At 51.0% G+C, this 21,609-nt stretch carries 22 protein-coding genes; 21 read left to right on the forward strand and 1 reads right to left on the reverse strand.

All coding sequences use genetic code 11. The features are described 5' to 3' along the window. Positions 1-98: 98 nt before the first annotated feature. The 4 genes from rpsA (at position 99) to EKM94_RS00170 (ending at position 4,718) form a co-directional block, all read left to right on the forward strand. Complete coding sequence (rpsA, locus tag EKM94_RS00155; protein WP_125595666.1) at positions 99-1,310, forward strand: 30S ribosomal protein S1; 1,212 nt, start codon at positions 99-101, stop codon at positions 1,308-1,310. 81 nt (positions 1,311-1,391) lie between these two features. Beyond that, positions 1,392-2,702 (forward strand): ribosome biogenesis GTPase Der, encoded by a 1,311-nt coding sequence (gene der, locus EKM94_RS00160; RefSeq protein WP_125595669.1) that lies wholly within the window; start codon positions 1,392-1,394, stop codon positions 2,700-2,702. 220 nt (positions 2,703-2,922) lie between these two features. After that, entirely contained in the window at positions 2,923-3,198 is a 276-nt protein-coding gene (locus EKM94_RS00165; RefSeq protein ID WP_125595678.1) for an HU family DNA-binding protein, read from the forward strand. A gap of 248 nt (positions 3,199-3,446) precedes the next feature. Continuing rightward, complete coding sequence (locus tag EKM94_RS00170; RefSeq protein ID WP_125595681.1) at positions 3,447-4,718, forward strand: tetratricopeptide repeat protein; 1,272 nt, start codon at positions 3,447-3,449, stop codon at positions 4,716-4,718. 211 nt (positions 4,719-4,929) lie between these two features. Here the strand turns inward: EKM94_RS00170 and EKM94_RS00175 are convergent, their stop codons facing one another. After that, on the reverse strand, positions 4,930-5,841 hold the full coding sequence (locus EKM94_RS00175) for a YitT family protein (protein WP_225422113.1): 912 nt from the start codon (positions 5,839-5,841) through the stop codon (positions 4,930-4,932). A gap of 61 nt (positions 5,842-5,902) precedes the next feature. On the opposite strand from EKM94_RS00175, the gene EKM94_RS00180 reads away from it, so the two are divergent. The 17 genes from EKM94_RS00180 to EKM94_RS00260 all read left to right on the forward strand — a co-directional run bounded on the left by EKM94_RS00180 (position 5,903) and on the right by EKM94_RS00260 (position 21,503). Next, complete coding sequence (locus tag EKM94_RS00180; protein ID WP_125595684.1) at positions 5,903-7,120, forward strand: CCA tRNA nucleotidyltransferase; 1,218 nt, start codon at positions 5,903-5,905, stop codon at positions 7,118-7,120. A 48-nt stretch (positions 7,121-7,168) separates the two neighbouring features. Beyond that, positions 7,169-7,636 (forward strand): hypothetical protein, encoded by a 468-nt coding sequence (locus tag EKM94_RS00185; RefSeq protein ID WP_125596362.1) that lies wholly within the window; start codon positions 7,169-7,171, stop codon positions 7,634-7,636. A 24-nt stretch (positions 7,637-7,660) separates the two neighbouring features. Next, complete coding sequence (locus EKM94_RS00190) at positions 7,661-8,620, forward strand: thymidylate synthase (protein WP_125595687.1); 960 nt, start codon at positions 7,661-7,663, stop codon at positions 8,618-8,620. Between the two features lie 11 nt (positions 8,621-8,631). Continuing rightward, entirely contained in the window at positions 8,632-9,162 is a 531-nt protein-coding gene (locus tag EKM94_RS00195) for a dihydrofolate reductase (RefSeq protein WP_125595690.1), read from the forward strand. 292 nt (positions 9,163-9,454) lie between these two features. After that, the gene (locus tag EKM94_RS00200; RefSeq protein WP_164511031.1) at positions 9,455-10,261 is read left to right on the forward strand and encodes a matrixin family metalloprotease; all 807 of its coding nucleotides are present in this window, start codon (positions 9,455-9,457) and stop codon (positions 10,259-10,261) included. Continuing rightward, entirely contained in the window at positions 10,258-10,464 is a 207-nt protein-coding gene (locus EKM94_RS00205; RefSeq protein WP_125595696.1) for a hypothetical protein, read from the forward strand. Before EKM94_RS00200 ends, EKM94_RS00205 begins: the two co-directional genes overlap by 4 nt. 307 nt (positions 10,465-10,771) lie before the next feature. Next, complete coding sequence (locus tag EKM94_RS00210; RefSeq protein WP_125595699.1) at positions 10,772-11,620, forward strand: DegV family protein; 849 nt, start codon at positions 10,772-10,774, stop codon at positions 11,618-11,620. A gap of 85 nt (positions 11,621-11,705) precedes the next feature. Continuing rightward, the gene (locus EKM94_RS00215) at positions 11,706-12,557 is read left to right on the forward strand and encodes an SGNH/GDSL hydrolase family protein (RefSeq protein WP_125595701.1); all 852 of its coding nucleotides are present in this window, start codon (positions 11,706-11,708) and stop codon (positions 12,555-12,557) included. An 18-nt stretch (positions 12,558-12,575) separates the two neighbouring features. After that, positions 12,576-13,226, forward strand: coding sequence for a YpmS family protein (locus tag EKM94_RS00220; RefSeq protein WP_125595704.1), 651 nt, complete (start codon positions 12,576-12,578; stop codon positions 13,224-13,226). 141 nt (positions 13,227-13,367) lie between these two features. Beyond that, positions 13,368-13,595 (forward strand): YozE family protein, encoded by a 228-nt coding sequence (locus tag EKM94_RS00225; RefSeq protein WP_125595707.1) that lies wholly within the window; start codon positions 13,368-13,370, stop codon positions 13,593-13,595. A 12-nt stretch (positions 13,596-13,607) separates the two neighbouring features. Then, positions 13,608-15,221 carry a S41 family peptidase gene (locus EKM94_RS00230; RefSeq protein ID WP_125595710.1) on the forward strand — a complete coding sequence of 538 codons (1,614 nt, stop codon included), beginning with the start codon at positions 13,608-13,610 and terminating at the stop codon, positions 15,219-15,221. Between the two features lie 171 nt (positions 15,222-15,392). Then, positions 15,393-16,355, forward strand: coding sequence for an ABC transporter ATP-binding protein (locus EKM94_RS00235; RefSeq protein ID WP_318531092.1), 963 nt, complete (start codon positions 15,393-15,395; stop codon positions 16,353-16,355). Then, the gene (locus tag EKM94_RS00240; protein ID WP_125595716.1) at positions 16,345-17,874 is read left to right on the forward strand and encodes an ABC transporter permease/substrate-binding protein; all 1,530 of its coding nucleotides are present in this window, start codon (positions 16,345-16,347) and stop codon (positions 17,872-17,874) included. Before EKM94_RS00235 ends, EKM94_RS00240 begins: the two co-directional genes overlap by 11 nt. A gap of 133 nt (positions 17,875-18,007) precedes the next feature. Further along, positions 18,008-18,889 carry an NmrA family NAD(P)-binding protein gene (locus EKM94_RS00245; RefSeq protein ID WP_125595719.1) on the forward strand — a complete coding sequence of 294 codons (882 nt, stop codon included), beginning with the start codon at positions 18,008-18,010 and terminating at the stop codon, positions 18,887-18,889. Positions 18,890-18,891: 2 nt separating this feature from the next. Continuing rightward, the gene (locus tag EKM94_RS00250) at positions 18,892-19,320 is read left to right on the forward strand and encodes an Rrf2 family transcriptional regulator (protein ID WP_125595722.1); all 429 of its coding nucleotides are present in this window, start codon (positions 18,892-18,894) and stop codon (positions 19,318-19,320) included. Positions 19,321-19,828: 508 nt separating this feature from the next. Continuing rightward, positions 19,829-20,698 carry a ribosome biogenesis GTPase YlqF gene (gene ylqF / locus EKM94_RS00255; protein ID WP_125595725.1) on the forward strand — a complete coding sequence of 290 codons (870 nt, stop codon included), beginning with the start codon at positions 19,829-19,831 and terminating at the stop codon, positions 20,696-20,698. Then, positions 20,691-21,503 carry a ribonuclease HII gene (locus EKM94_RS00260; RefSeq protein ID WP_125595728.1) on the forward strand — a complete coding sequence of 271 codons (813 nt, stop codon included), beginning with the start codon at positions 20,691-20,693 and terminating at the stop codon, positions 21,501-21,503. Before ylqF ends, EKM94_RS00260 begins: the two co-directional genes overlap by 8 nt. Positions 21,504-21,609 lie beyond the last annotated feature (106 nt).

The raw sequence follows: 21,609 nt of genomic DNA on the forward strand, positions 1-21,609 counted from the left end.
TAAAATTCATTTTTTCCGAGCAAATTAGTACTTTTTACTAGCTTGTTCGCTGCTTTTCTATTAGAATTAATGTGATGTTATAGTGCAGGAGGATAATTATGTCAGAGCAAGATTACAGTCAAAGTGAAATGGAAAAAGCGCTGAATAGCGTTCAAGAAATCAAAGTGGGCGATGTTGTCAAGGGCGAAGTTTTAGCAATCGATGACAATCAACTGGTTGTTGGTGTTCAAGGCGCCGGTGTTGAAGGGGTCGTTCCTTTAAAGGAATTGACCGCTGACCGCAACGCCAAGATCGAAGACCAAGCGCAAGTGGGCGACGTTATAGAATTAGTCGTCTTATCAAGCTTGGGCCACGACAAAGAGAATGGTAACTACCTGTTATCACGGCGTCGCTTAGAGGCACGCAAAGTTTGGTCCGATATTGAAGCTAAATTCAAGGCTGGCGAGACTTTGTCTGTCAAAGTGACCGAGGTCGTTAAGGGTGGCTTGGTTGTTGATGCTGGTGTTCGTGGCTTTATTCCAGCTTCAATGGTTGATGATCACTACGTTGATGATTTGAAGAGCTATGTTGGTCAAACCATGGAAGTCAAGATCATTGAGATCGAACCAAGCGAGAACCGCCTGATCCTGTCTCGGCGTGAATTGGTCAAGGCTGAAAAAGAAGCGAAGAAGGCAGAAATCTTCGCTAAATTGTTACCCGGTGATGTTGTCGAAGGCAAGGTTGCTCGGTTAACTAATTTTGGTGCCTTTATCGATTTAGGCGGCATTGATGGTTTAGTTCACATTTCTGAAATCGCTCACGAACACGTCAACAAGCCAAGCGATGTTTTAAAGGTTGGCGAAGAAGTCAAAGTCAAGGTGCTCAACGTTGATGCTGACAAGGATCGCATTTCCCTGTCAATCAAGGCTTTACAACCAGGACCTTGGGACAAGATCGCTGAGGTTGCGCCAGTAGGTGCGACAATCGAAGGAACCGTTAAACGCTTGACGACTTTCGGTGCTTTCGTTGAAGTTGCGCCTGGTGTTGAAGGTTTGGTTCACATTTCCCAAATTTCTCATCAACATATCGCTACTCCGAATGAAGTTCTTAAAGAGGGCGAAGTTGTTCAAGTCAAGGTCTTGAGCGAAGATCCTGAGAACAAGCGTCTATCTTTATCCATCAAAGCACTGACTGAAAAGCCAGGCGAAGAAGGTAAGGAAGAAGAAGCGACTCCAAGTGATTATGAGATGCCTGAAACTAGCAATGGCTTTAGTTTAGGCGAAATGATCGGCGATGCTTTGAAGAAAGACAGCGACGATTCAGACAAATAATCAGTGTCATACTTTGAAAAAGAGTTTGGACCTTTATTTGGCCCAACTCTTTTTTTACCGATAAAAAATAGAGGTGGTTAAATGGCAATTCCAGTAGTCGCGATCGTTGGCCGACCAAACGTGGGTAAATCGACGATCTTTAATCGAATCGCCCGGGAACGGATCTCCATCGTTGAAGACACGCCAGGGGTGACCCGTGACCGGATCTACAGCCGCGGCGTGTGGTTGAACCATGAATTTAGCATGATCGACACCGGTGGGATCGAATTCGCGGATCAACCGTTCATGACCCAGATCCGTAATCAGGTCGACATCGCGATCGAAGAGGCCGATGTGATCGTTTTTCTCGTGAACGCTCGGGAAGGCATTACAGACGCTGATGAACGGATCGCGCAGATTCTCTTCCGTTCCCATAAGGAAGTGATCTTGGCGGTCAATAAGGCCGATAATCCCGAACAACGCCAAGATATTTATGATTTCTATTCGCTGGGATTCGGCGAACCTTTGCCAATTTCCGGCACTCAGGGAACGGGGCTGGGCGATCTTTTGGACGCAGTGGTCGCACACTTCCCGCCTGAAGTAAATGATGAGGACGACCAATCGATCAAGTTTAGTTTGATCGGCCGGCCTAACGTTGGCAAGTCGTCTCTGGTCAATTCGATTCTTGGCGAAGAGCGCGTGATCGTTTCCAATATCGAGGGGACAACACGTGACGCGATCGACACCCATTTCACTGATGAGACCGGGCAAGAATTTACGATGATCGATACCGCCGGGATCCGTAAGCGCGGCCGGGTTTATGAGGCCACTGAGAAATATGCGGTCATGCGGGCGCAACGTGCGATCGACCGTTCCGACGTGGTTCTCTTCGTCATCGATGGCGCCGATGGTTTGCGCGAGCAGGATAAGAAAGTTGCCGGCTATGCCCACGAGGCTGGGCGGGCGATCATTATTCTGGTCAACAAATGGGACTTGGTCGAAAAAGACACCAAAACCATGGGTGAGTTCACGGAGAAACTTCGGGGACAATTACAGTATTTGGAATACGCGCCGATTATTTTCGTTTCGGCGGTCACCAAGCAGCGGTTGAAACAGTTGCCAGAAATGATCAAAACCGTTTCTGAGAACCAACAACGCCGGATCCAATCTTCCGTCCTGAATGACGTACTCTTGCGCGCCGTGGCGATCACACCGACACCAAACGTGAAAGGTCACCGTCTCCGCGTTTATTACCTGACCCAAGTGGCGATCAAGCCACCAACATTTGTGGTTTTCGTGAATGATCCCGATTTGTTCCATTTCTCTTACCAGCGTTTCTTGATCAACCAGCTTCGGGATAGCTTTGATTTCTCGGGGACACCGATCCGCTTGATTGCCCGAAAACGCAAGTAAAACGCCTTATTTTACCCTAATTTTAGGAAAAAAGGCGAAAGCTAAGATTTTTTTGCTAAAATCTCGCTTTTTTGGACAAAAAACCTTGTTATATCGCGCTTTCTATGATAACTTTATCAGTGGAATAATGATCTAAAACGTATCATTGTTTCAATTTCATAATTCATGAAATATAAAAGCATGCTTAGCGTGACGCTTGGCTGCGGGAGGTGAATTCCATATGGCAAATAAAGCAGAATTGATCGATAGCGTTGCATCAAAGACCGGCTTGACTAAGAAAGACGCAACTGCAGCTGTCGATGCTGTTTTCAACACGATCCAATCAACGCTTGCTAATGGCGAAAAGGTTCAACTAATCGGCTTTGGTAACTTTGAGGTTCGTCAACGTGCAGCACGTAAAGGCCGCAACCCACAAACAGGTGATGAAATCAAGATCCCTGCAAGTACGGTTCCTGCATTCAAACCAGGTAAGGCTTTGAAAGATGCAGTTAAATAATTAGAACGTTAGACTCGTTGGGGCGCAATGCTCCAACGGGTTATTTTTTTTACTTGATCCTCACGAGACGGCAAACTCGTCACCGGGTTCCGTGAACAACTCAGCGGCGCTATGACCGGGCTTGTCATCGTTGGCAATCGGTTCTTCGGTAAAAGGTCGTGCTGTTCCGTTCAATTTCAGCTGAAATCCGTTATAATAAAAAGGAGCTTGTCTGATTTAGGTGATCAGGCAAAGAAGGGAGTGCCACCATGAGTTATTCAGAACAAATGTTGCAAGACCTAGATGATCAGGATCTGACCGCGGCGCAGCGTGACTTCGCGTTGGCTTTGGCCGAGGATGATGACGCGACATTATTTAGTTTGGCGGAAGAGTTGCAGGCGCTGGGCTTTGATCAGGAGGCGGCGCAGATCGCCAGGCAATTGTTGGCTCATGACCCTGGCGCTGATGAGGCGAAGCTGATTCTGGCCGAAGTGGCGATCGATGACGATCAAACCGATCAGGCCTTGGATTGGCTGAATCAAATTAAGCCTGATTCACCGGTCTATCCAGAAAGTCTGGTCACGGCGGCCGATTTGTATCAAACCATGAACTTGTTGGAAGTCAGCGAGCAGAAACTTTTGGCGGCGCAGCGGCTTTTACCTGATGAGCCGGCGCTGGACTTTGGCTTGGCGGAACTTTACGCCAATATGGGTCGTTATCAGGAGGCGGCTCAATATGATCAGCGTTTGTTGGCGGCGGGGCATGATTATTGGGCCCAGGTTTCGATCAAACAACGCTTGGCCGAGGCACTCTCTGGTTCCGGTGAATACGAAGCCGCAGTGGCGTTGCTCGAGGAGCTAACGAAGAACTTGGCCACAGATGAACAACTGTTCCAATTGGGCGTGCTCTACCATAGTTTGCATCAGGAGGAACAGGCAATCAAGGTTTTGACCCGTTTGCAGCAACAAAACGCTGATTATAGCGCCTTGTATGAACCACTGGTTGCCAGCCAGCGTGCGTTGGGTCATGAGGCTGAGGCTTTACAGACGGCCCAGGTTGGTCTAGGCTATGACGCGTTTAATCTGAATCTGGCGCGGTTAGGGGCAGAGGCGGCCATCCAGCTACAACAGCCCCAAACGGCCCAGGAGCTCTTGGAAGCGGGTCTGCGGGTCGATCCTGACGCTCAACCGCTGCGGCTGTTGTTGGCGACGATTATGGCGCAAAAGGGCGATGATCAGGCCGTGATCGAGTTGTTGGCACCGATTGCCACGGCGGATCAGGCCGATCCACAGGTCAACTGGCAATTGGCGGCGGCTTACGATCGCTTGGATCAAGTCCCCGAAGCCAAGGCGGCGTTCTTTGCCGCCTACCCGAATTTGAAAACCAATCCTGATTTTATGCGGCAGTTCATCGCCTTTTTACAAGCGGAGGCCCAGACGTCCGAGTTGATTTTGGCGTTGAAACAATATTTGACGCTCGCTCCGGATGATCCTGATTACAGCGAGTTGCTCTTTGACCTGGAGCATGATCGCGAACGCTAAAACCAGCCACGTTCAAACAGGCGGCGCGACTGCCGAAAAATAAATAGAATCAGTAGCTCATCAAAAAAGCACCCCTAGCAATCAGCTAGCAGGTGCTTACGCCTCACCAAAATAGTGGTGGGGCAGGTTGTGGTTACGGTCAATGGTCGCGCAGCATGCCGTGCGCAAGCGGCTTACTTTTGACGACGGGCAATTCCGTCTGTTTGTTGGGTTAACCGGCTTTGCGTTTAGAAAAGAGAGAATGGTGCGGCCGGGCATAGGTGAAGCCTTCGCCCACAGCTTCGTGGACTTCGAGAATCGTCACAAAGGCCTTTTTGTCACAGGCCATGATGATGCGCTTCGCTTGGACCAGTTCGTTTGGCGCGACCACGCAGTAAATGATTTGGCGTTCGTCGCGTTGGTACCCACCCTCGGCGTTCAAGTAGGTCACGCCACGTTCCAGCTCATCCATTAATTTCTGGCTGATCACTTCATAATGGTCACTAATGATCAGCATCCCTTTGGCGGAATAACTCCCATCTTGGGTCGCGTCCACGATTCGGGAAAAGACGAAGGAGGCCAGCAGGGTATACATCATGTGTTCAATGTCCAGATAGCTCAGTGACGCCAACAACACGAGCACATCGAAGGCCAGCAGCGTTTTGCCCATTGGGACGCCGCGTTCGATTTCCAGGATCCGCGCCAACACATCGCTGCCGCCAGTGGTCCCGCCAAAACGGTAAATCAATCCGGAGCCAAAGCCACCGAAAATTCCCGCCAGCACACCGGCGATAAACAGATCATCATGAAGATTGATCAAATTTCCTACCGGCAAGCGTTGCCAGATCCACAGGGATGCGGACAAGGCCATAGTGCCGTAAATCGTGTAGACCAGGCCTTTTTTGCCGAGAAATCGATAACCGAGAATGATCAGCGGAATATTCAGCAGAATCGTGGTGTAGGCTGGGTCGATTTGCCACCAGGCGCGGAAAAGCAAGGTGATCCCAGTGATGCCCCCTTCGGCCAAATTGTTCTTGATGTTGATCGTCACCAAGCCAAAGCCATAAAAAAGCGCGCCGAGGCTGATCATCAAAATTTCCTTGAGATGTGTCCAAGTGAAGTGAACACGTAGTTTAGCTACCATATCCTGACCCCTTATCCGAATCAAACCACCACTAAAATTAAGAAATAGGTGTTGATAATCAATGTATTTATCTGAGTTTCCCCCAGAATTCCAACAGGCACTTCCTATTCTACAACAAATTGAAGCTAATGGATATGAAGCTTATTTTGTTGGCGGTTCTGTGCGGGACTTTCTCTTAGGCAAGGCAATCGCAGATGTGGATATTGCCACTAGCGCTTTCCCCGCGGAGATCAAAGCCATCTTCCCGGTAACCATCGATACCGGCATCAAACACGGGACTGTCACGGTGCTGGTTGATCACGTGGGTTACGAATTGACGACTTTTCGCACGGAATCGGGCTATCAAGATTTCCGCCGGCCTGATCAGGTCACCTTTGTGCGCTCGTTGGCCCAAGATCTGCAACGCCGCGATTTCACCATCAACGCCTTAGCCGTGCGCCACGATGGCTTGGTGATCGATCATTTCGCCGGGCTGGCCGATTTACGGGCCAAACAGATTCGGGCGGTTGGCGCCGCGGAGGCTCGCTTTCACGAGGATGCGCTGCGGATGATGCGAGCGGTGCGCTTTAGCAGTCAGCTAGGATTCACGATCGTCCCGGAAACTTATCAAAGTTTGATCGATAATCGGGCCTTGCTGGATAAAATCGCGGTGGAACGGATCCACACTGAGTTTATCAAAATGATGCTTAGTCCTAACTGGCAAGTGGGTTGGGCCAGCTTCCTGCAAACAGGACTGGTGGCCCACGTCCCTTTCTTTAAAGACCAAGCGCTAACCATGCCGACGTTTGCCCAGCGCGCCACCAGCGCTCTGCAGGATGAGGCCGCCGTTTGGACCATGTTGGCTGATGTGGCCGCGCTGTCGGACCAGCAATTGACGGTGATGTTACGTCAATGGAAAACCGCCAATCAAGTGATCGCGGCCAGTCGCGCCAGCTTAGCCTTCAGTCGTAAGTTGCAAGCGGGCCAAGCCATCAGCGCGGCCGATCTTTATCAACTTGATGATCAGGTATTGCCGCGGTTGGCAACGGTTGGCGCTAATTTAGGCTGGACGGTGGACTTCGCTGACTTGGAGCAACGTTATCAGGCTTTGCCGATCCATGACGCCCACGAACTTGCAGTGGATGGTGGCCTTTTAATGGCGCGCCTGGGGTTGACTCCTGGTCCGCAACTGGGACGGGCGCTGAAATCAGCGGAGCAAGCTGTCGTTTCTGGAGCTGTGATCAATGAGCCTGAGACCCTGATCGTTTGGCTACGAAAACGATTACCAGATATGATATGATAGGGGAGAACCTAGACTGAAAGCGAGAAAGGAAGTTATCTGGTCATGATTGAAGAACACGTGTTTAAGGAATTACGTTTTTATTTCCGCAATGGGGATGAATGGACGGTTTCTCACGCCGAAATGGCTGATGTTTGGATCGCTCGCGTCACCACTTCTTATGGCCGCATCAATGGTGCGGGTAAGATGCAAGAAATCCATCCTTGCAAGAGCTTTAAAATCGAGATTTTACCTGAGGCAGACCACACCAAGACAACCGATATCAATGCTGGTTCTCTAGAAATGGGGATGTTCGGGCGCGCGATCAAGTACCAAGATATCGAAAAATGTGATCTCGTGTTTGAGGAAAGTGACCGTAAACCATTACGGATCTATTTCCCTTTCAAACAAAAAGATGCCTCGGGGTTGGATAACATTTACCAAACCAGTATCATCTCGCCGCAAAATGGCCATCTCTACGTGGTGATCGACGCGAACCGAACCGTGTTTGATGTTTATCCCGAATTGAGAGCCTAATCTACAGATAAAGGATCAGTCAACGTGAATCAAAGCGAACAAACTTATTTGAATTTTTTGAATGATATTTTGACCCGCGGCCATTATAAATCAGACCGAACGGGGACCGGGACCTATAGCTTATTCGGCTATCAGATGCGCTTTGACTTGAGTCAGGGCTTTCCCTTATTGACCACGAAAAAAGTGCCCTTTGGCTTGATCAAGAGCGAACTGTTATGGTTCTTGCGTGGGGATAGCAATATCCGTTATTTGTTACAGCACAATAATCACATTTGGGATGAATGGGCCTTTGCTAAATTTGTGGCCAGCTCGGCCTATCAGGGACCTGATATGACAGATTTTGGGCGGCGGGCCCTGCGCGATCCGGACTTTGCGCAGGTCTATCGCCAAGAAATGGCTCGGTTTGATCAACGAATCATTGATGATCCAAGTTTCGCGCAAATCTATGGTGATTTAGGCCATATTTATGGGCAGCAATGGCGGCATTGGCAGACGCGTCAAGGCGAGACGATCGATCAGTTGGCCCAGGTGGTGGCGCAGATCAAGGCGACCCCGGATTCGCGGCGGCTGATCGTCAGCGCCTGGAATCCGGAAGATATTCCCCAAATGGCCTTGCCACCTTGCCACACCTTGTTTCAGTTTTATGTGAATGAGGGTAAATTGTCGGCCCAGTTGTATCAACGCAGCGGCGATGCCTTCTTAGGGGTGCCTTTCAATATTGCTAGTTATGCGCTGCTGACACACTTGGTGGCGCGCCAAACTGGCTTGGCAGTGGGCGATTTCGTCCATACCTTTGGCGATGCCCACATTTATGCGAATCATCTGGAACAAGTCAAGACGCAGTTGCAGCGGACCCCTCGGACGCTGCCTCAGCTGGAATTGACGTCAGCGCCTCGGGCGGATCTGGCCGATTATCAAATGGCGGATATCAAATTAAGCGGCTACGACCCAGCGCCGGCGATCAAAGCGCCGGTGGCTGTTTAAGGAGGTCTGCCATGATTGCCTTTGTTTGGGCGGAGGATCAAAATGGGTTGATCGGAGCTCAGGGGCAGCTGCCCTGGCGCTTGCCTGCTGATCTACGACGTTTCAAGGAAGTGACGTGGCAGCAAACGATCGTGATGGGGCGGCGGACCTATGCCTCGTTTCCCCACGGTCCGTTGCCACAACGGCATCATTTGGTCTTAACGCATCAGGCGGCGACGCAGTTTCCAGATGAGGTCGAGGTCTTTGGCAGCGCGGCCGCTTTGCGGCAACGCCTAGCCCAAGAACCGCAGCGTACTTTCTATGTGATCGGCGGCGTGGCCTTATTTACTCTATTTGCTGCCGAGGTGGATTTTCTTTATCAGACGCGAATCGACGGGCACTACGCTGGCGATACTTATATGCCCGCGCTGCCTTGGGCTGACTTTGAATTGACCCAGCAGCAAGATTTCTTGGCCCAGGGCTCTCAGCCCGCCTATCATTTTCTGGAGTTTCAGCGGATCCGGGCCACGGCTGGACCGTCTTCTGAATCCGTCGGGGAATGAAACGATCGCTGGTCCGCTTGCTTGTTAGAACAGCGCCCACGCGTTTGATCAAATCAACATTTTCCCAATGAGAAAGTCAGCCTGCTGACTTTCTTTTTTAATTTTTTCTAAAAGGGTTCGCACTTGACCAGCGAGTGTGGTTCAATAAAGTTAGCTTAAAAATAACGCCACGCTCCTTTGGTTTCTGAAAATGGGCGATTTAGGTGCGCGATCACGTGATTATGCGATTTGAGTTGCCGCGATCACGTGAGTCAGGCGATTAAAGTATACAACTATAATGGGGAGTGAGCAGGTGCGTCGACATCGTAAATGGATCAAATTAATTCTGTTAGTCGCTGTGATTTGGTTTTTCACTGGCGCCGGCAGTCCCTTGCCAGCGCAACAACGGCTGCAAGTTCAGCAACAGGTCAAACAAGTTTCGCTCAAAACCATCGCCTTGATCAAAGCCGGGTTCCAACGGTTGAACGGTGGCGCCACGCCAGCGGCGACTGGCGCGTCGGCTGCGGCCAGCGCGGCTGCGGCGAGTCGTGATTCGGCGGCGTCAACGCGCGCATCGAGTTCGTCAAGTTCGACTGCAGTGGCGCCGCAAACGTCGGATCAGGCGGCGAACACAACACCGATCGAGTCGATCGTCCCAACTGGAAAGTTGCAACGCACTTATTATTATCACTTTGAGGCGCAAACGCCCGACCAAGTGCGACAAGTTTTTACCAGCGCGATTGCCGCGTACAACGCCACCCGACTGGTTAATTTAGTGGCGGGCACTGGCCATGGTGACAGCAATCAGTTGACCTTGGGTACCTACCAGAAGAACCAAGGCGCTGGCGTTCAGACGACGATCGAATTAGGTCAAGGTGGACCGGCGATCACCACTTATCGGCTGGGAACTTACGAGCACGCGCGCAATCAAGGCTCGGCGCAACTGAACGTGGCCTATCCTCAAGCCGTGGCGGTTTCCGTGGCTTTGCATGAAGTGGGCCATAGTTTAGGGTTAGGCCACAGTACCGCGAAAAGTTCGGTCATGTATCCATTGGATCAAGGAGTGACAAGTTTGAGCGCCGCTGATGTGGCGGCTTTGCAACAAATTTATCCTGCTTGATCAGTTCGGAAAAACGGCAATCAGCGATCGCTTACTCGTGTTCGCCAGCCGACGGGAGCGCTGAAACGAGTAAGATAACGTTGAGCGGCTGGAGCGGAGAGAATCGGGGTGAGGTCGCCGTGAAATTGTCCTTGGTGGCTCAGCCACTTAGGACAAGGCTCAGCTTTGAGCTTTTCGGCGTCCTTCCGAAAAGCTCGAAGTGACGCCCACAGCGAGCTCACCCCGATTCTCGCAGTGCAAGCCGCGGGCATGATAGAAACGTGTTCGCCAGCCCAGCTTCTTGCGCTTAACAACGTCAGGCTTCTGGAGGCAAAGAGCGGCCTCCAAAATCCTGACGAGGTTAATGCTCGGAAGCTACCCGGGCTGGCTCACACTCTTTTGGGCGAAGTGCCCCTTTTTTGTTGGTTCGGCTAGTCACTTTTAATGAATTTGGCGGCTAATTCTGGTATACTAGCCAAATGAAGCCAATAAAATCATTGCGGTAAGCGCTTGAGAGGAAGCCTAGATATCATGACTAGCAAAATCAAGATTGTGACTGATTCCTCAGTCCAATTGACACCGGCAGAAATCGAACAATATCAAATCACGGTCATCCCACTGACGATCGTGATCGATGACGATGTTTATACTGACGGTGTGAATTTATCAAGGCAAGAATTTATGGAAAAAATGAGCCGATCCAAGGCCTTACCTCAGACCAGTCAACCTTCGATCGGCACGATCCTGGATTGTTACGATCAGTTAACAGCCGATGGTAGCGAAGTGATCTCGATTCATATGACTGAAACAATTAGTGGCACAGTCAACGCGGCCCGGCAAGCGGCCCAGATCTCTCGGTCGACGGTGACCGTGATCGACAGTGATTTCACCGATCGGGCGATGGCGTTCCAAGTGTTACAGGCGGCCAAAATGGCCCAGCAAGGCGCCAGTCGCGAGGCGATCATCGCGGCGGTGGATCAGGTCCGCGACCAAACGGAATTGTATATGTCGGTCACCAGTCTGACGAACATGGTCAAGGGGGGTCGCCTTAGCCGCGTTTCCGGAATGTTATCCAGTCTTTTGAATATCAAAGTTATTTTGCAGTTACATGATGCCCAGTTAGAGGCGATCTCCAAAGGGCGCGGGATGAAGACGATCCAGAATTTCTACCGGGATCTGGTCAAGAAAATGGCCAATGCCGGCGCTTCTGTCAAGATGGTCGGCATTTCTCACGCCGACGCGCAAGCCCTCGCTGATCAAGTTAAGGAACAAATCCAAGCCGTTTTACCACAGGTGCCGATCTTGGTGGCGCCAACGAGCCCTGTAATCGCCACCCATACCGGTGCTGGGGCGATCGCGGTAATGTTTTATCGAGGATAAGCGGGAAGAAAAGTGGGGCTACGGTTCCACTTTTTTGTTGATTTTTTCAGGTTTTAGAGTATGTAAACATGGGTCGTGAAAGTTAATGAAGAAAATGGGACAGGCACTTAAAGTTATCTTGACCATCGTGATCAGCGCGTTGGTCATGTTTTTGGTGCTAGAATTGGTGGTCAAATCACCAGCAGGAACAACCAGTCACGGGGGTCGTTTGACCACCAAGCAAACTAAAGTGAAGGCCACGGTCAACTATGTGGCCATTGGCGATTCGCTGACTTTCGGGTTAGGCGATGCCAGTGAGAGTGGCGGGTACGTGCCCTTGGTCAAATCACAGTTGGCCGAGGTCGATAATGTAACTCTGACCAGTGAGAACTTTGGTAAGAGCGGGGATACTTCCAGTCAAGTGTATCAGCGCATCGTTAAATCCAAGGACATTCAAGCGGGGTTGGCCAAGGCGGATCTGATCACCATGACCGTCGGCGCCAATGACTTGATGCACATCATCAAAAAAGATGTGATGAACATGGATTTGAATAAAGTTAAGGCAGGTCAGAAGGTTTATCAGAAGAATTTGAATCGGTTGATCAAGGAGATTCGCAAGTATAATCCCCAGGCGCCCTTAGTCGTGGCGAGCATCTATAATCCGTTTTATGTTTATTTCCCACAGATCACGGATATGAAAACCAGCATGGGCCTGTGGAATCAAACGACCCAACAGGTGCTCAAGCAATATACGCAAACGTATTATGTGGATATTGACACGGTGATAACCCAACCAAAAGGATCGATCCTGGCGAATAACAAGGCGGGTCAGGATGCCTTCAATCCGTATCTGTATACGGAAGATCACTTCCATCCGAATAATCGCGGCTACCAAGCGATTGCCGGTCGCTTCGTCAAGAAGATCCAGAGTATCAGAACAGCTTGGTTATATCGTTAGGAAATCGAGGAGTAAATCATGGCAGAACAAACGCAAACACAAACTCTACGGCGGACCCCAGCCGCGAAATCCCCTAAGAAAAACAAACCGAAACAACCTTTCAATCTGTGGAAGTGGCTTTTCCTAGTCTTGATCGGTTTGATTTTAGGCGTGGGCATTTTTGTCGGCACGAAGCTATTCATTAGCCCGGCGCCGACCACCTTATCGGCCGACGTGGCGGCGGCTGACGAGCCGGTCATGAATGTGCAGATGACCAAGAAGCAGGTCAATCGGATCGTCGCGTATGGACTCAGTGATTACTTGAAGAGTGATGACATTAAGTATCAGTTCAAATTAACCGATCAAGCCGTTTTGAGCGGCAATTTCGCCTTCTTAGGGACTCAGGTGCCCTTTAACTTATCGCTGGATCCCTACGTGTTGGAAAACGGCGACATCCAATTGAAGGCCCAAAGCTTGTCGATCGGCGCGCTCCCAATTCCAATCAGCCAAGTGATGAACTTTATTGGTCATGACTATAAGATTCCTAGCTGGGTCAGCCTGGACACGAAGAAGAGTACGATCACCCTGCATTTACGCAAGTACAAGATCAAAAACGGGATTAGCCTGCGGGCCACGCGCTTTGATTTAGATAACGATGAACTGGATTTCAGCGTGTATTTGCCGAAATAAGGGCGCAATTCGGACAAGCCGGCAGACGGAACTCACCGGGTTTGCGCTGATTAACTTTGCTGAGGCGCTGGCTTTATTTTTACTGACCTGGTGCCGTACTTTTGATAATGATTTCGCAGGAATAAGAAAGGTGGCGCGCGCATGATCTTCAGACGCAGCTTTTATCAATATTTAATGACCCAACGAAATCCCAACAGCCACGATGAGATCGCGCAGTTTGCCAACAACGCGTTCTTTGATCATAGTTTTCCTAAACAGGAAACGGATTATGACCGACTTTCGCGTTATTTGGAATTGAATGGCAATTATTTGCCGGGCATGACGATTTTCGATCAGGCCTACCAACAATATTTGGAAAGTGAAGCATAGCGAGGGAAAAGATTGAAATCAACAGATCAAGAACAGCCAACTGGGGATCAGGCTGAACAACCCCAAACCGCCGCCCCCAAGGAACCGGAACAAGCGGGAGCAAGCGCGGCGCCTGAGCCGCCTGTATTCGATACAGAGGCGGCCATCAACCTCATCAAGCTAACCTCAAATGAGGGGCAACTGGGGCAACTGTTGCCCAAGCCGCAACGTCCGAAGCGCTTTACTCGTTTGACTTATTGGGTTAGTGTGGCGGTCGCCTTGATTTTAGGTGTGGTGGGCGGCGCTGTTTTCACCATGCATCAGGTGTCGCAACGGCTGGCTGCGGTCAGTGAAACACAGCAGGTCAATCAAGTCTATCACACGATCAAAGCCAATTATTTTCAGAAAGTGAGTTCCAAGAAGTTGATCAACGGCGCCATTTCTGGCATGTTGGACAGTTTGGACGATCCGTTCTCGCAATATTTGACCACGGAAGAAACCTCCAGCCTCAATGACTCGATCTCTGGGTCCTTCCAAGGCATCGGAGCCCAGGTGCGACAGGGCAAGGAAGCCATCGAGATCGTCGCTCCGATCAAGGGCTCACCAGCGGAGAAAGCCGGTTTGAAGGCTGATGATCTGATCCTGACGATCGATGGCCACTCTACCGCCAAAATGACCGTGGATCAAGCCGTCAGCAAGATCCGCGGTAAGCAAGGTAGTACGGTCAAATTGGCGATCAAGCGGGGCAGTGACACCTTCCAAGTCAGTTTGAAACGAGCAGCGATCGATCAAGCTACGGTCAGTGGCGCCCTTTCAGAAAAGGGCTCCAACGTCGGGGTGATCAGTGTGACGACTTTTGCAGAAAACACCGCTAGTGGCATGAAAAAGACGATCAAGAAGCTCCGTCAGGCTGGGGCGACTCGTTTCGTGATCGATGTGCGTGGCAATCCTGGCGGCTTAATGGATAGCGCGCTGGCAGTGACCAGTATGTTTTTAGCCAACAAAAAGGTGATCATGCGGGTTCAGGATCGCGCCGGCCAGGAAGACATTTATCGCGCCAGCGAGAAATATGACAAAGGCTTTAAAGTAACAGAACCAGTGGCGGTTCTGATCGATAACAGTAGCGCTAGCGCGGCGGAAATTTTCGCGGCGGCGTTGCAGCAATCGGGTACGGCGACGCTGATCGGAACCAAGTCCTATGGGAAAGGCACGGTCCAAGCCGTGGTGCCACTAAGCAAAACCAGCGAAATGAAATTTACCACGGCGAAATGGTTGACCCCCAACAAGACTTGGATCAACCACAAGGGAATCACCCCCAATGTGCTGGTGGCTTACCCCGCATTGGCGAATCTGAGTCTGATTTCCAGCGGGGAAACCTTACAAGCTGGTGACGTCAGTGACCAAGTCAAATTGTTACAGCAGAATTTGCAAGGCTTAGGTTACCAGTTGGCGAATACAAAAGGTGTCTATGATGATAGCACCGTCGCCGCCGTCAAACAGGTGCAGACACAAGCGCAGCTAACCGCTACAGGCGTTTTTAACGAGCAGACGCGGATCGCGCTGTATCAAGCCGTGGCCACCTATTTACAAGCCCACGATCAGATGTTGACGCAGGCCATCGCCAAATTAACGGCAACAGGGGCCTGATTCACTTAAAAAAATATTTTAGACCCGATTATTTGGGTCAGACGAGCGCTGAGCATCGAGGTTCAGCGCTCGTCTTTTTTTTCGCTTGTTTTAGGATAAATGACTTGTCAAATTTGAAAATGGTGTTATTATTAAAACAACAAGTTATTAATATAGTTACATGTAGGAGCGATGATTTTGATTGAATTTAAAGGGGTCACTAAAGAGTATCAAAGTGGGGCGGCGTTGGCGGCGATCAATTTGCGCGTCGCTTCGCGGGAGTTGTTTGTTTTAGTAGGACCATCCGGCAGTGGCAAAACCACTTTGTTGAAAACAGTCAATCGGTTGGTGGTGCCAACTAGTGGGCAAGTGTTGATCGACGGGGTGGACGTTGCCGCTGGCAATTTGCAAGAATTACGGCAACATATTGGGTACGTGCTACAATCCAGCGCGCTTTTTCCCAATATGACGGTGCTACAAAACGCCGGGGTGCAGTTGGAGGCCTTGGGCTGGTCCAAGGCGAAGATCCGGCCGCGGATCGAACAATTGTTGCAAATGGTGGATTTGGACCCGGCCATTTACGCGAACCGAAAGCCGGCAGAGTTATCTGGCGTCGAGGCGCAACGAGTCGGGATCGTCCGCGCCTTGGCCGCAGATCCGAAATTGATGTTGATGGATGAACCTTTTTCCGCGTTGGATCCTGTTTCCAAGCGGCAGTTGCAGCAGTTGATTTTGAAATTGCATCGGGAGTTGGCCACGACGATTATCTTTGTGACGCATGATATGCATGAGGCAATGTTGTTGGCCGATCATGTGGCGGTGATCCATGATGGTCATTTGCAACAAGTGGGGCGGCCACAAGAGATCATTGGCGCTCCCGCCAATGAGTTTGTCGCTAACTTCTTCAAGGACATTATTGAAGACCACCAAACCTTGCGCCAAGTCGTTAAAGCGGGCTTTGGTCAAGCAACGGGCCCGTCACCTAGTCCGACGTTGGTGGCTTTGCCGCCGGAAACGACGATCTATCAATGGGCGGCGTTGATCCAGAACCAGCCGTTGGTTCAGGTCAAGGTTAACCAGACGACATTGGCCGCCACCGATTTGGTGAGTTACTTGGCCAGTTTAGAAAAGGAGGTTGCGACCAATGTTCAATGAAACGATCCATTACGCCCAAACGAATGGGCATGAAATCTTGGTGGCGTTAGGCCAACATATTGAGGTGGCCTTGATCGCCACGATCATCACCATCTTGATCGCGATCCCCTTGGCCGTGGTTTTAATGAACCATCGCCGCGGTGGCGAATTTGTCTTACAGGTGGCCAGTGTGATTCAAACGATCCCTAGTTTAGCGATTTTGGGCTTGTTGATTCCCTTGGTGGGTATTGGGACCGTCCCAGCGATTATCGCGTTGGTCTTGTACGCGATCATGCCGATCTTCCAGAATACATACGCAGGTTTGACCAATATTGATCCCTTATTGATCGAGGCGGCTGATGCCATGGGGGTGTCCAAGCGGTATAAATTGTTGCGGGTCCAGATCCCCTTGGCGATGCCGATGATTCTGTCAGGGATCCGGATCGGCGTGGTGATGATCATTGGCACGGCCACCTTAGCGGCGTTGATCGGCGGTGGTGGTTTGGGAACCTATATTCTCTTGGGCATCCAAACCAATAACAATCCGGCCTTGTTGATTGGGGCGATTTTGGCGGCGGCCTTGGCTTTGGTGGCCAGCTGGTTGATCAAATTGCTCTCCCACACCTCGCTGAAACGGTTGCTGATCGGTTTGGTCGCCTTAGTGGCGGTTGGTGGTGGTGTTTATGGCGTGCGGGCAGCGACCGCGCCGAAAACAGAAACCATCACCATCGCCGGTAAAATGGGGGGCGAACCGGAGATCTTGATCAATCTGTATAAAGATTTGATCGAAGCCGACAACAAGCATGTCAATGTGGAGCTCAAGCGGAATTTTGGCGGGACCAGTTTCCTGTTCAAGGCGCTGAAGGCGCAACAAATCGATATTTATCCTGAATTTACCGGAACCGTGTTGCAATCGTTGGTCAAGACCGATTCAGCAATCAGTCATGATCCGCAAAGTGCCTATCAGGACGCGAAAAATGGACTGGCGCAGCAATTCAAAATGAGCTTATTGCGGCCAATGGCGTATCAGAACGGTTATGGGATGACCGTCACCCGCCAGACCGCGGCGAAATATCAGCTCAAGACCATCAGTGATCTGGCCAAGTATCCGCAACTGCGGGCGGGGTTTGACCCGGATTTCTTCCAACAAAGTGATGGGTACCCTGGTTTACAGAAAACCTATGGCCTTAATTTCAAAAACGTGAAAACTTTGGAGCCGGCTTTACGCTATCAGGCTTTGGCCCAAGGTGATCTGGATGTGAGTGACGCCTATACCACCGATCCGCAGATCAAAAAGTACGATTTGGTGGTGTTGACGAACAACAAGTCGTTTTTCCCACCGTATCAAGGCGCGCCGCTGATGTTAACGAGTTTTGCGCAGGACCATCCGCAGATCGTCACCAGTCTGAATCGGATCGCGGGGAAGATCTCCACGAAAGACATGCAGGCAATGAATTATCAGGTGACCGTTGCGCATCAAAAGGCCGCGGTGGTCGCAAAACGTTACTTACAAGCCCATGGTATTCTCAAGCAGGATTAAGGCCTAGCGCGATCAAAGGTGAGATCGGTTGGCGCGGTGACTTGAAAAATGAATTAACCGCCAACCTGGCTGACTGGGAGATCAGGAGATTTCTGGTAGATTAGTAAGTTTAATGAGAAAAGGGGAAATGACAATGAAATCAACTTTGCAGAAATATTTAGTGACCGGGGCGACCGGCCATCTTGGCCAGCAAGTGGTGGCCGATTTAGTTGCCACGGTGGGTCCAGCGCAGGTCACGGCGGCGGTGCACACGGTGGCCAAGGCCCGAACATTGCAGGCTCAAGGTGTGAACCTGGCGGCGTTGGATTACGCTGATGTGGCTGGGATGACGCAGGCTTTTAGCGGCCAGGATGTGGTGGTTTACATTCCTAGTAAAACCTATGATTTACAGCGGCGCATCAATGAATTTGAAAATTCCTTACAAGCGTTACAGGCTGCGCAGGTGCCTAGTGTGATCTTCGTTAGTTTTTACGCGGATCAAGAGAATGATCCCTTTACCATGGCGCCGTATTATGCTTACGTGCCGCGGCGCTTAGCGGGGAGTGGCTTACACTACGCCATCATCAAGAATTCGCTTTACGCGGATCCGCTGGTGCCCTATCTACCTGAGCTGATCCAGCGTCAGGCTTTGATCTATCCGGTGGGGCAACAGGCAATGGCCTTCATCAGTCAAGCTGATAGCGCCGCGGCGATCGCGGCCTTGGCGACGAAACCGCAACTACGAGACGCCGGACAGGTGTATACTGTAACTCAGGAAGAAAGTTTGACGATGCCAGAATTGGGTCGAATCATGACAGCGGTCACCGGACATTCGATCGGTTATCAACCGGTGACAGGCGCCCAATTCCAGGAGATTTACGCGGCTGAAGGTGACGGCGCCGAACTGGCCAGCATGTATGCGGCGGCAGCGCTGGGTCTGTTCGACATTGTCACCGCTGATTTTGCGAAAATCACCGGTCGTCAGCCAGAAAATATGCGTGCTTTCTTATCGAGAAGTTACCCGGAGAGTGATTGAACATGAAGTTTTCCCATAAATTAAGCGATGCGGTCCATATCTTGGCCTTTGTTTATGTTTATGCGGATGGTAATCTGTCCAGCACGGCGATCGCGGCAAGCATTGAAGCGAATCCCAGTATGGTGCGCCGCATGATGTCGACCTTGGTCAAGGCCGGTCTGCTCAATAGCCAGCCAGGTAAAGTCGCCTTGCGTTTGGCTAAAGCGCCGGAAGATATTAGCCTCTTGGATGTTTATTTGGTGATTGAGGACAACCGTAATTTGCTCCATGTTGATGAGAAAACAAATCCGCTTTGTATTGTGGGCGGTAATATCCAAGGAACCTTGAATGGGGTTTACACCCAGGTCCAAACCGCCGCCGAAACTCAAATGGCCCAGGTGTCACTGCGCGATATCATTGACGATATCCTAGCGCGTCAGGCCCGGAAATAAGGCGGTCCGCCGCTCAAACCCTGCGAAAAGTCAGGATTTTCAACTAAAAATACGACCACTGGCTAAGTTAGCGCGACTGAATGATCAGTAGTTCGGCTAACTTGGTCTTTTTGGGTTCCATTTGCCTGACCTGATCGGTAACTTAGTAGTGCAGTATGACGGAAAACGACCAGCAAACATGATTATTTTGCGCGCCGGGCCCTTTTTTTGGCCACCCGTCGATTCACGTTTCAATATTCCCTGAAAATATTGGCGTTGAATGGTAAAATAGAGTCTGCTCATTAATCATTATTCATTGATCATTAAGCACTAGTCATTGATCAGGGTAGATCAGGCCACGATCAACAGGTCCATCAGAAACAGCAGTTGGCGTGAACCGACGACGAACAGGAATTTTGCGCTTGGCCGCACAGAAGGCCCCCAGTTCCATTCTGTGGCTTTCTGGCGAGGCGTTCGCGAAAATTAGAGTCCATGGGCGCCAGACCCTTGGCACGAAGGAGTTAGAACAATGGCAACAATTCAATGGTATCCCGGACATATGGCCAAGGCCAAACGGGAGATTCAAGAACGCTTAAAACAGGTTGATTTGGTTTTGGAGGTGGTGGATGCCCGCTTGCCGGAAAGTTCCCGCAATCCGATGTTACGGGAATTGATCGGGGACAAGGCACATTTATTGCTCTTGAACAAGGCTGACTTGGCGGACCCGCAAATGACCCAGGCTTGGCAGAAATATTACCAGCGCGAACAGCAACCAGTCTTGGCGTTGGATTCACAACACGGCCAGCCGCTTCGTCCCGTTTTGCACGCGGCTAAGCAGATCCTGGCGCCGAAGATCGCCGCGCAACAGCAAAAAGGGGTACTGAAAACCACGATCCGCGCCATGTGTATCGGGATCCCCAATTCGGGGAAATCGACTTTTCTGAATCGCTTGGCTGGCAAGAATATCGCCCCGATCGGCAATCGTCCCGGCGTAACTCGTAAGCAAAATTGGTTGAAAACCAAGGATGATTTTGAAGTGCTCGATACGCCCGGGGTGCTTTGGCCGAAGTTTGAAGATCCCACCGTCGGGCAGAAACTAGCCCTGACTGGGGCCATCAAGGAAGGTTTATACCATGAGGATGACATCACCTTGTTCGCCCTTGGTTTCTATCAAAAACAATACCCACAGATCTTACAACAAACTTATCAGTTGACTGCGGCGCAACTGGACCTGCCGGCGGTGGAACTGCTGTTATTATTGACGAAACAGGCAGGGTTCCGGGATGATTATGATCGGATGGCGGCGAAGTTCTTGCTTTATTTCCGTAAAGGTAAATTAGGACGGATCACTTTGGATCTGCCTCCAGTTGGTTGGGAGGCCACCGTTGCCGATGACTGATCTGAAGTTAGCCGGCGCCGATTCCGGCGCAGAAGCACCTTGGACTTTGGCCCGGATCAAGGCCCGTTTGGCCGACGCGCCAGCGCAACCTGTTGATCCCCAGTGGTTGCGGCGCTTGCAGGCCGATCCGCGGGTGGGCGTTCAGCACGCGTTGCAGCAGTATCAGCGCCGGGTGCTGGCCGCTGAACAGGCCCAAGCGGCCTTGGCCGGGCGCTTGCGGTTGGAGCGGCAATTTTGGCCGCAGTTTCCTCTGATTGCTGGGGTGGATGAGGTGGGCCGCGGCCCGCTGGCTGGACCAGTGGTCACCGCCGCCGTTATTTTGCCCCATGATTTCGCTTTGGTTGGTGTCGATGATTCCAAGCGGCTCAGCGCGAAGAAACGAGCAGCGTTGTATCCAGAAATTCTCGGGCAAGCGTTAGCTGTTGGCATCGGGGTCGGAAGCGCCGACCTGATCGATCGGGAAAACATCTATCACGCCACCGAATTGACCATGGCCCAGGCGATCAATCAGCTGGCTTGGCGGCCCCAATTGATTCTGGTGGACGCGATGACCATCCCTGTCCCGATCAGACAGGAGAAGTTGATCAAAGGTGATCAGAAATCCGCCAGCATCGCCGCCGCCAGTATTGTTGCCAAGCAGGTCCGTGATCACTTGATGGCGATGTATGATCAGGTTTATCCCGGCTATGATTTCGCTCAAAACGCCGGTTATGGCACCGCGGCCCATTTGGCTGGGCTGGCCCGCCTGGGACCTTGCCCGATCCATCGCCGCAGTTTTAGCCCGGTCCAAGCGGCTGGCCGCTAACGCACAAGGGTAATTATTTTCTTGGCAAAAAGGTCGAACAGAAAAAGTAAAATCGCGATCATCTGCGTACTTGATCATGAGTGTATGATTAAGAATGTAGGTGATT

The sequence above is a fragment of the Lapidilactobacillus achengensis genome (genome assembly GCF_003946655.1).
Taxonomy (GTDB): domain Bacteria; phylum Bacillota; class Bacilli; order Lactobacillales; family Lactobacillaceae; genus Lapidilactobacillus; species Lapidilactobacillus achengensis.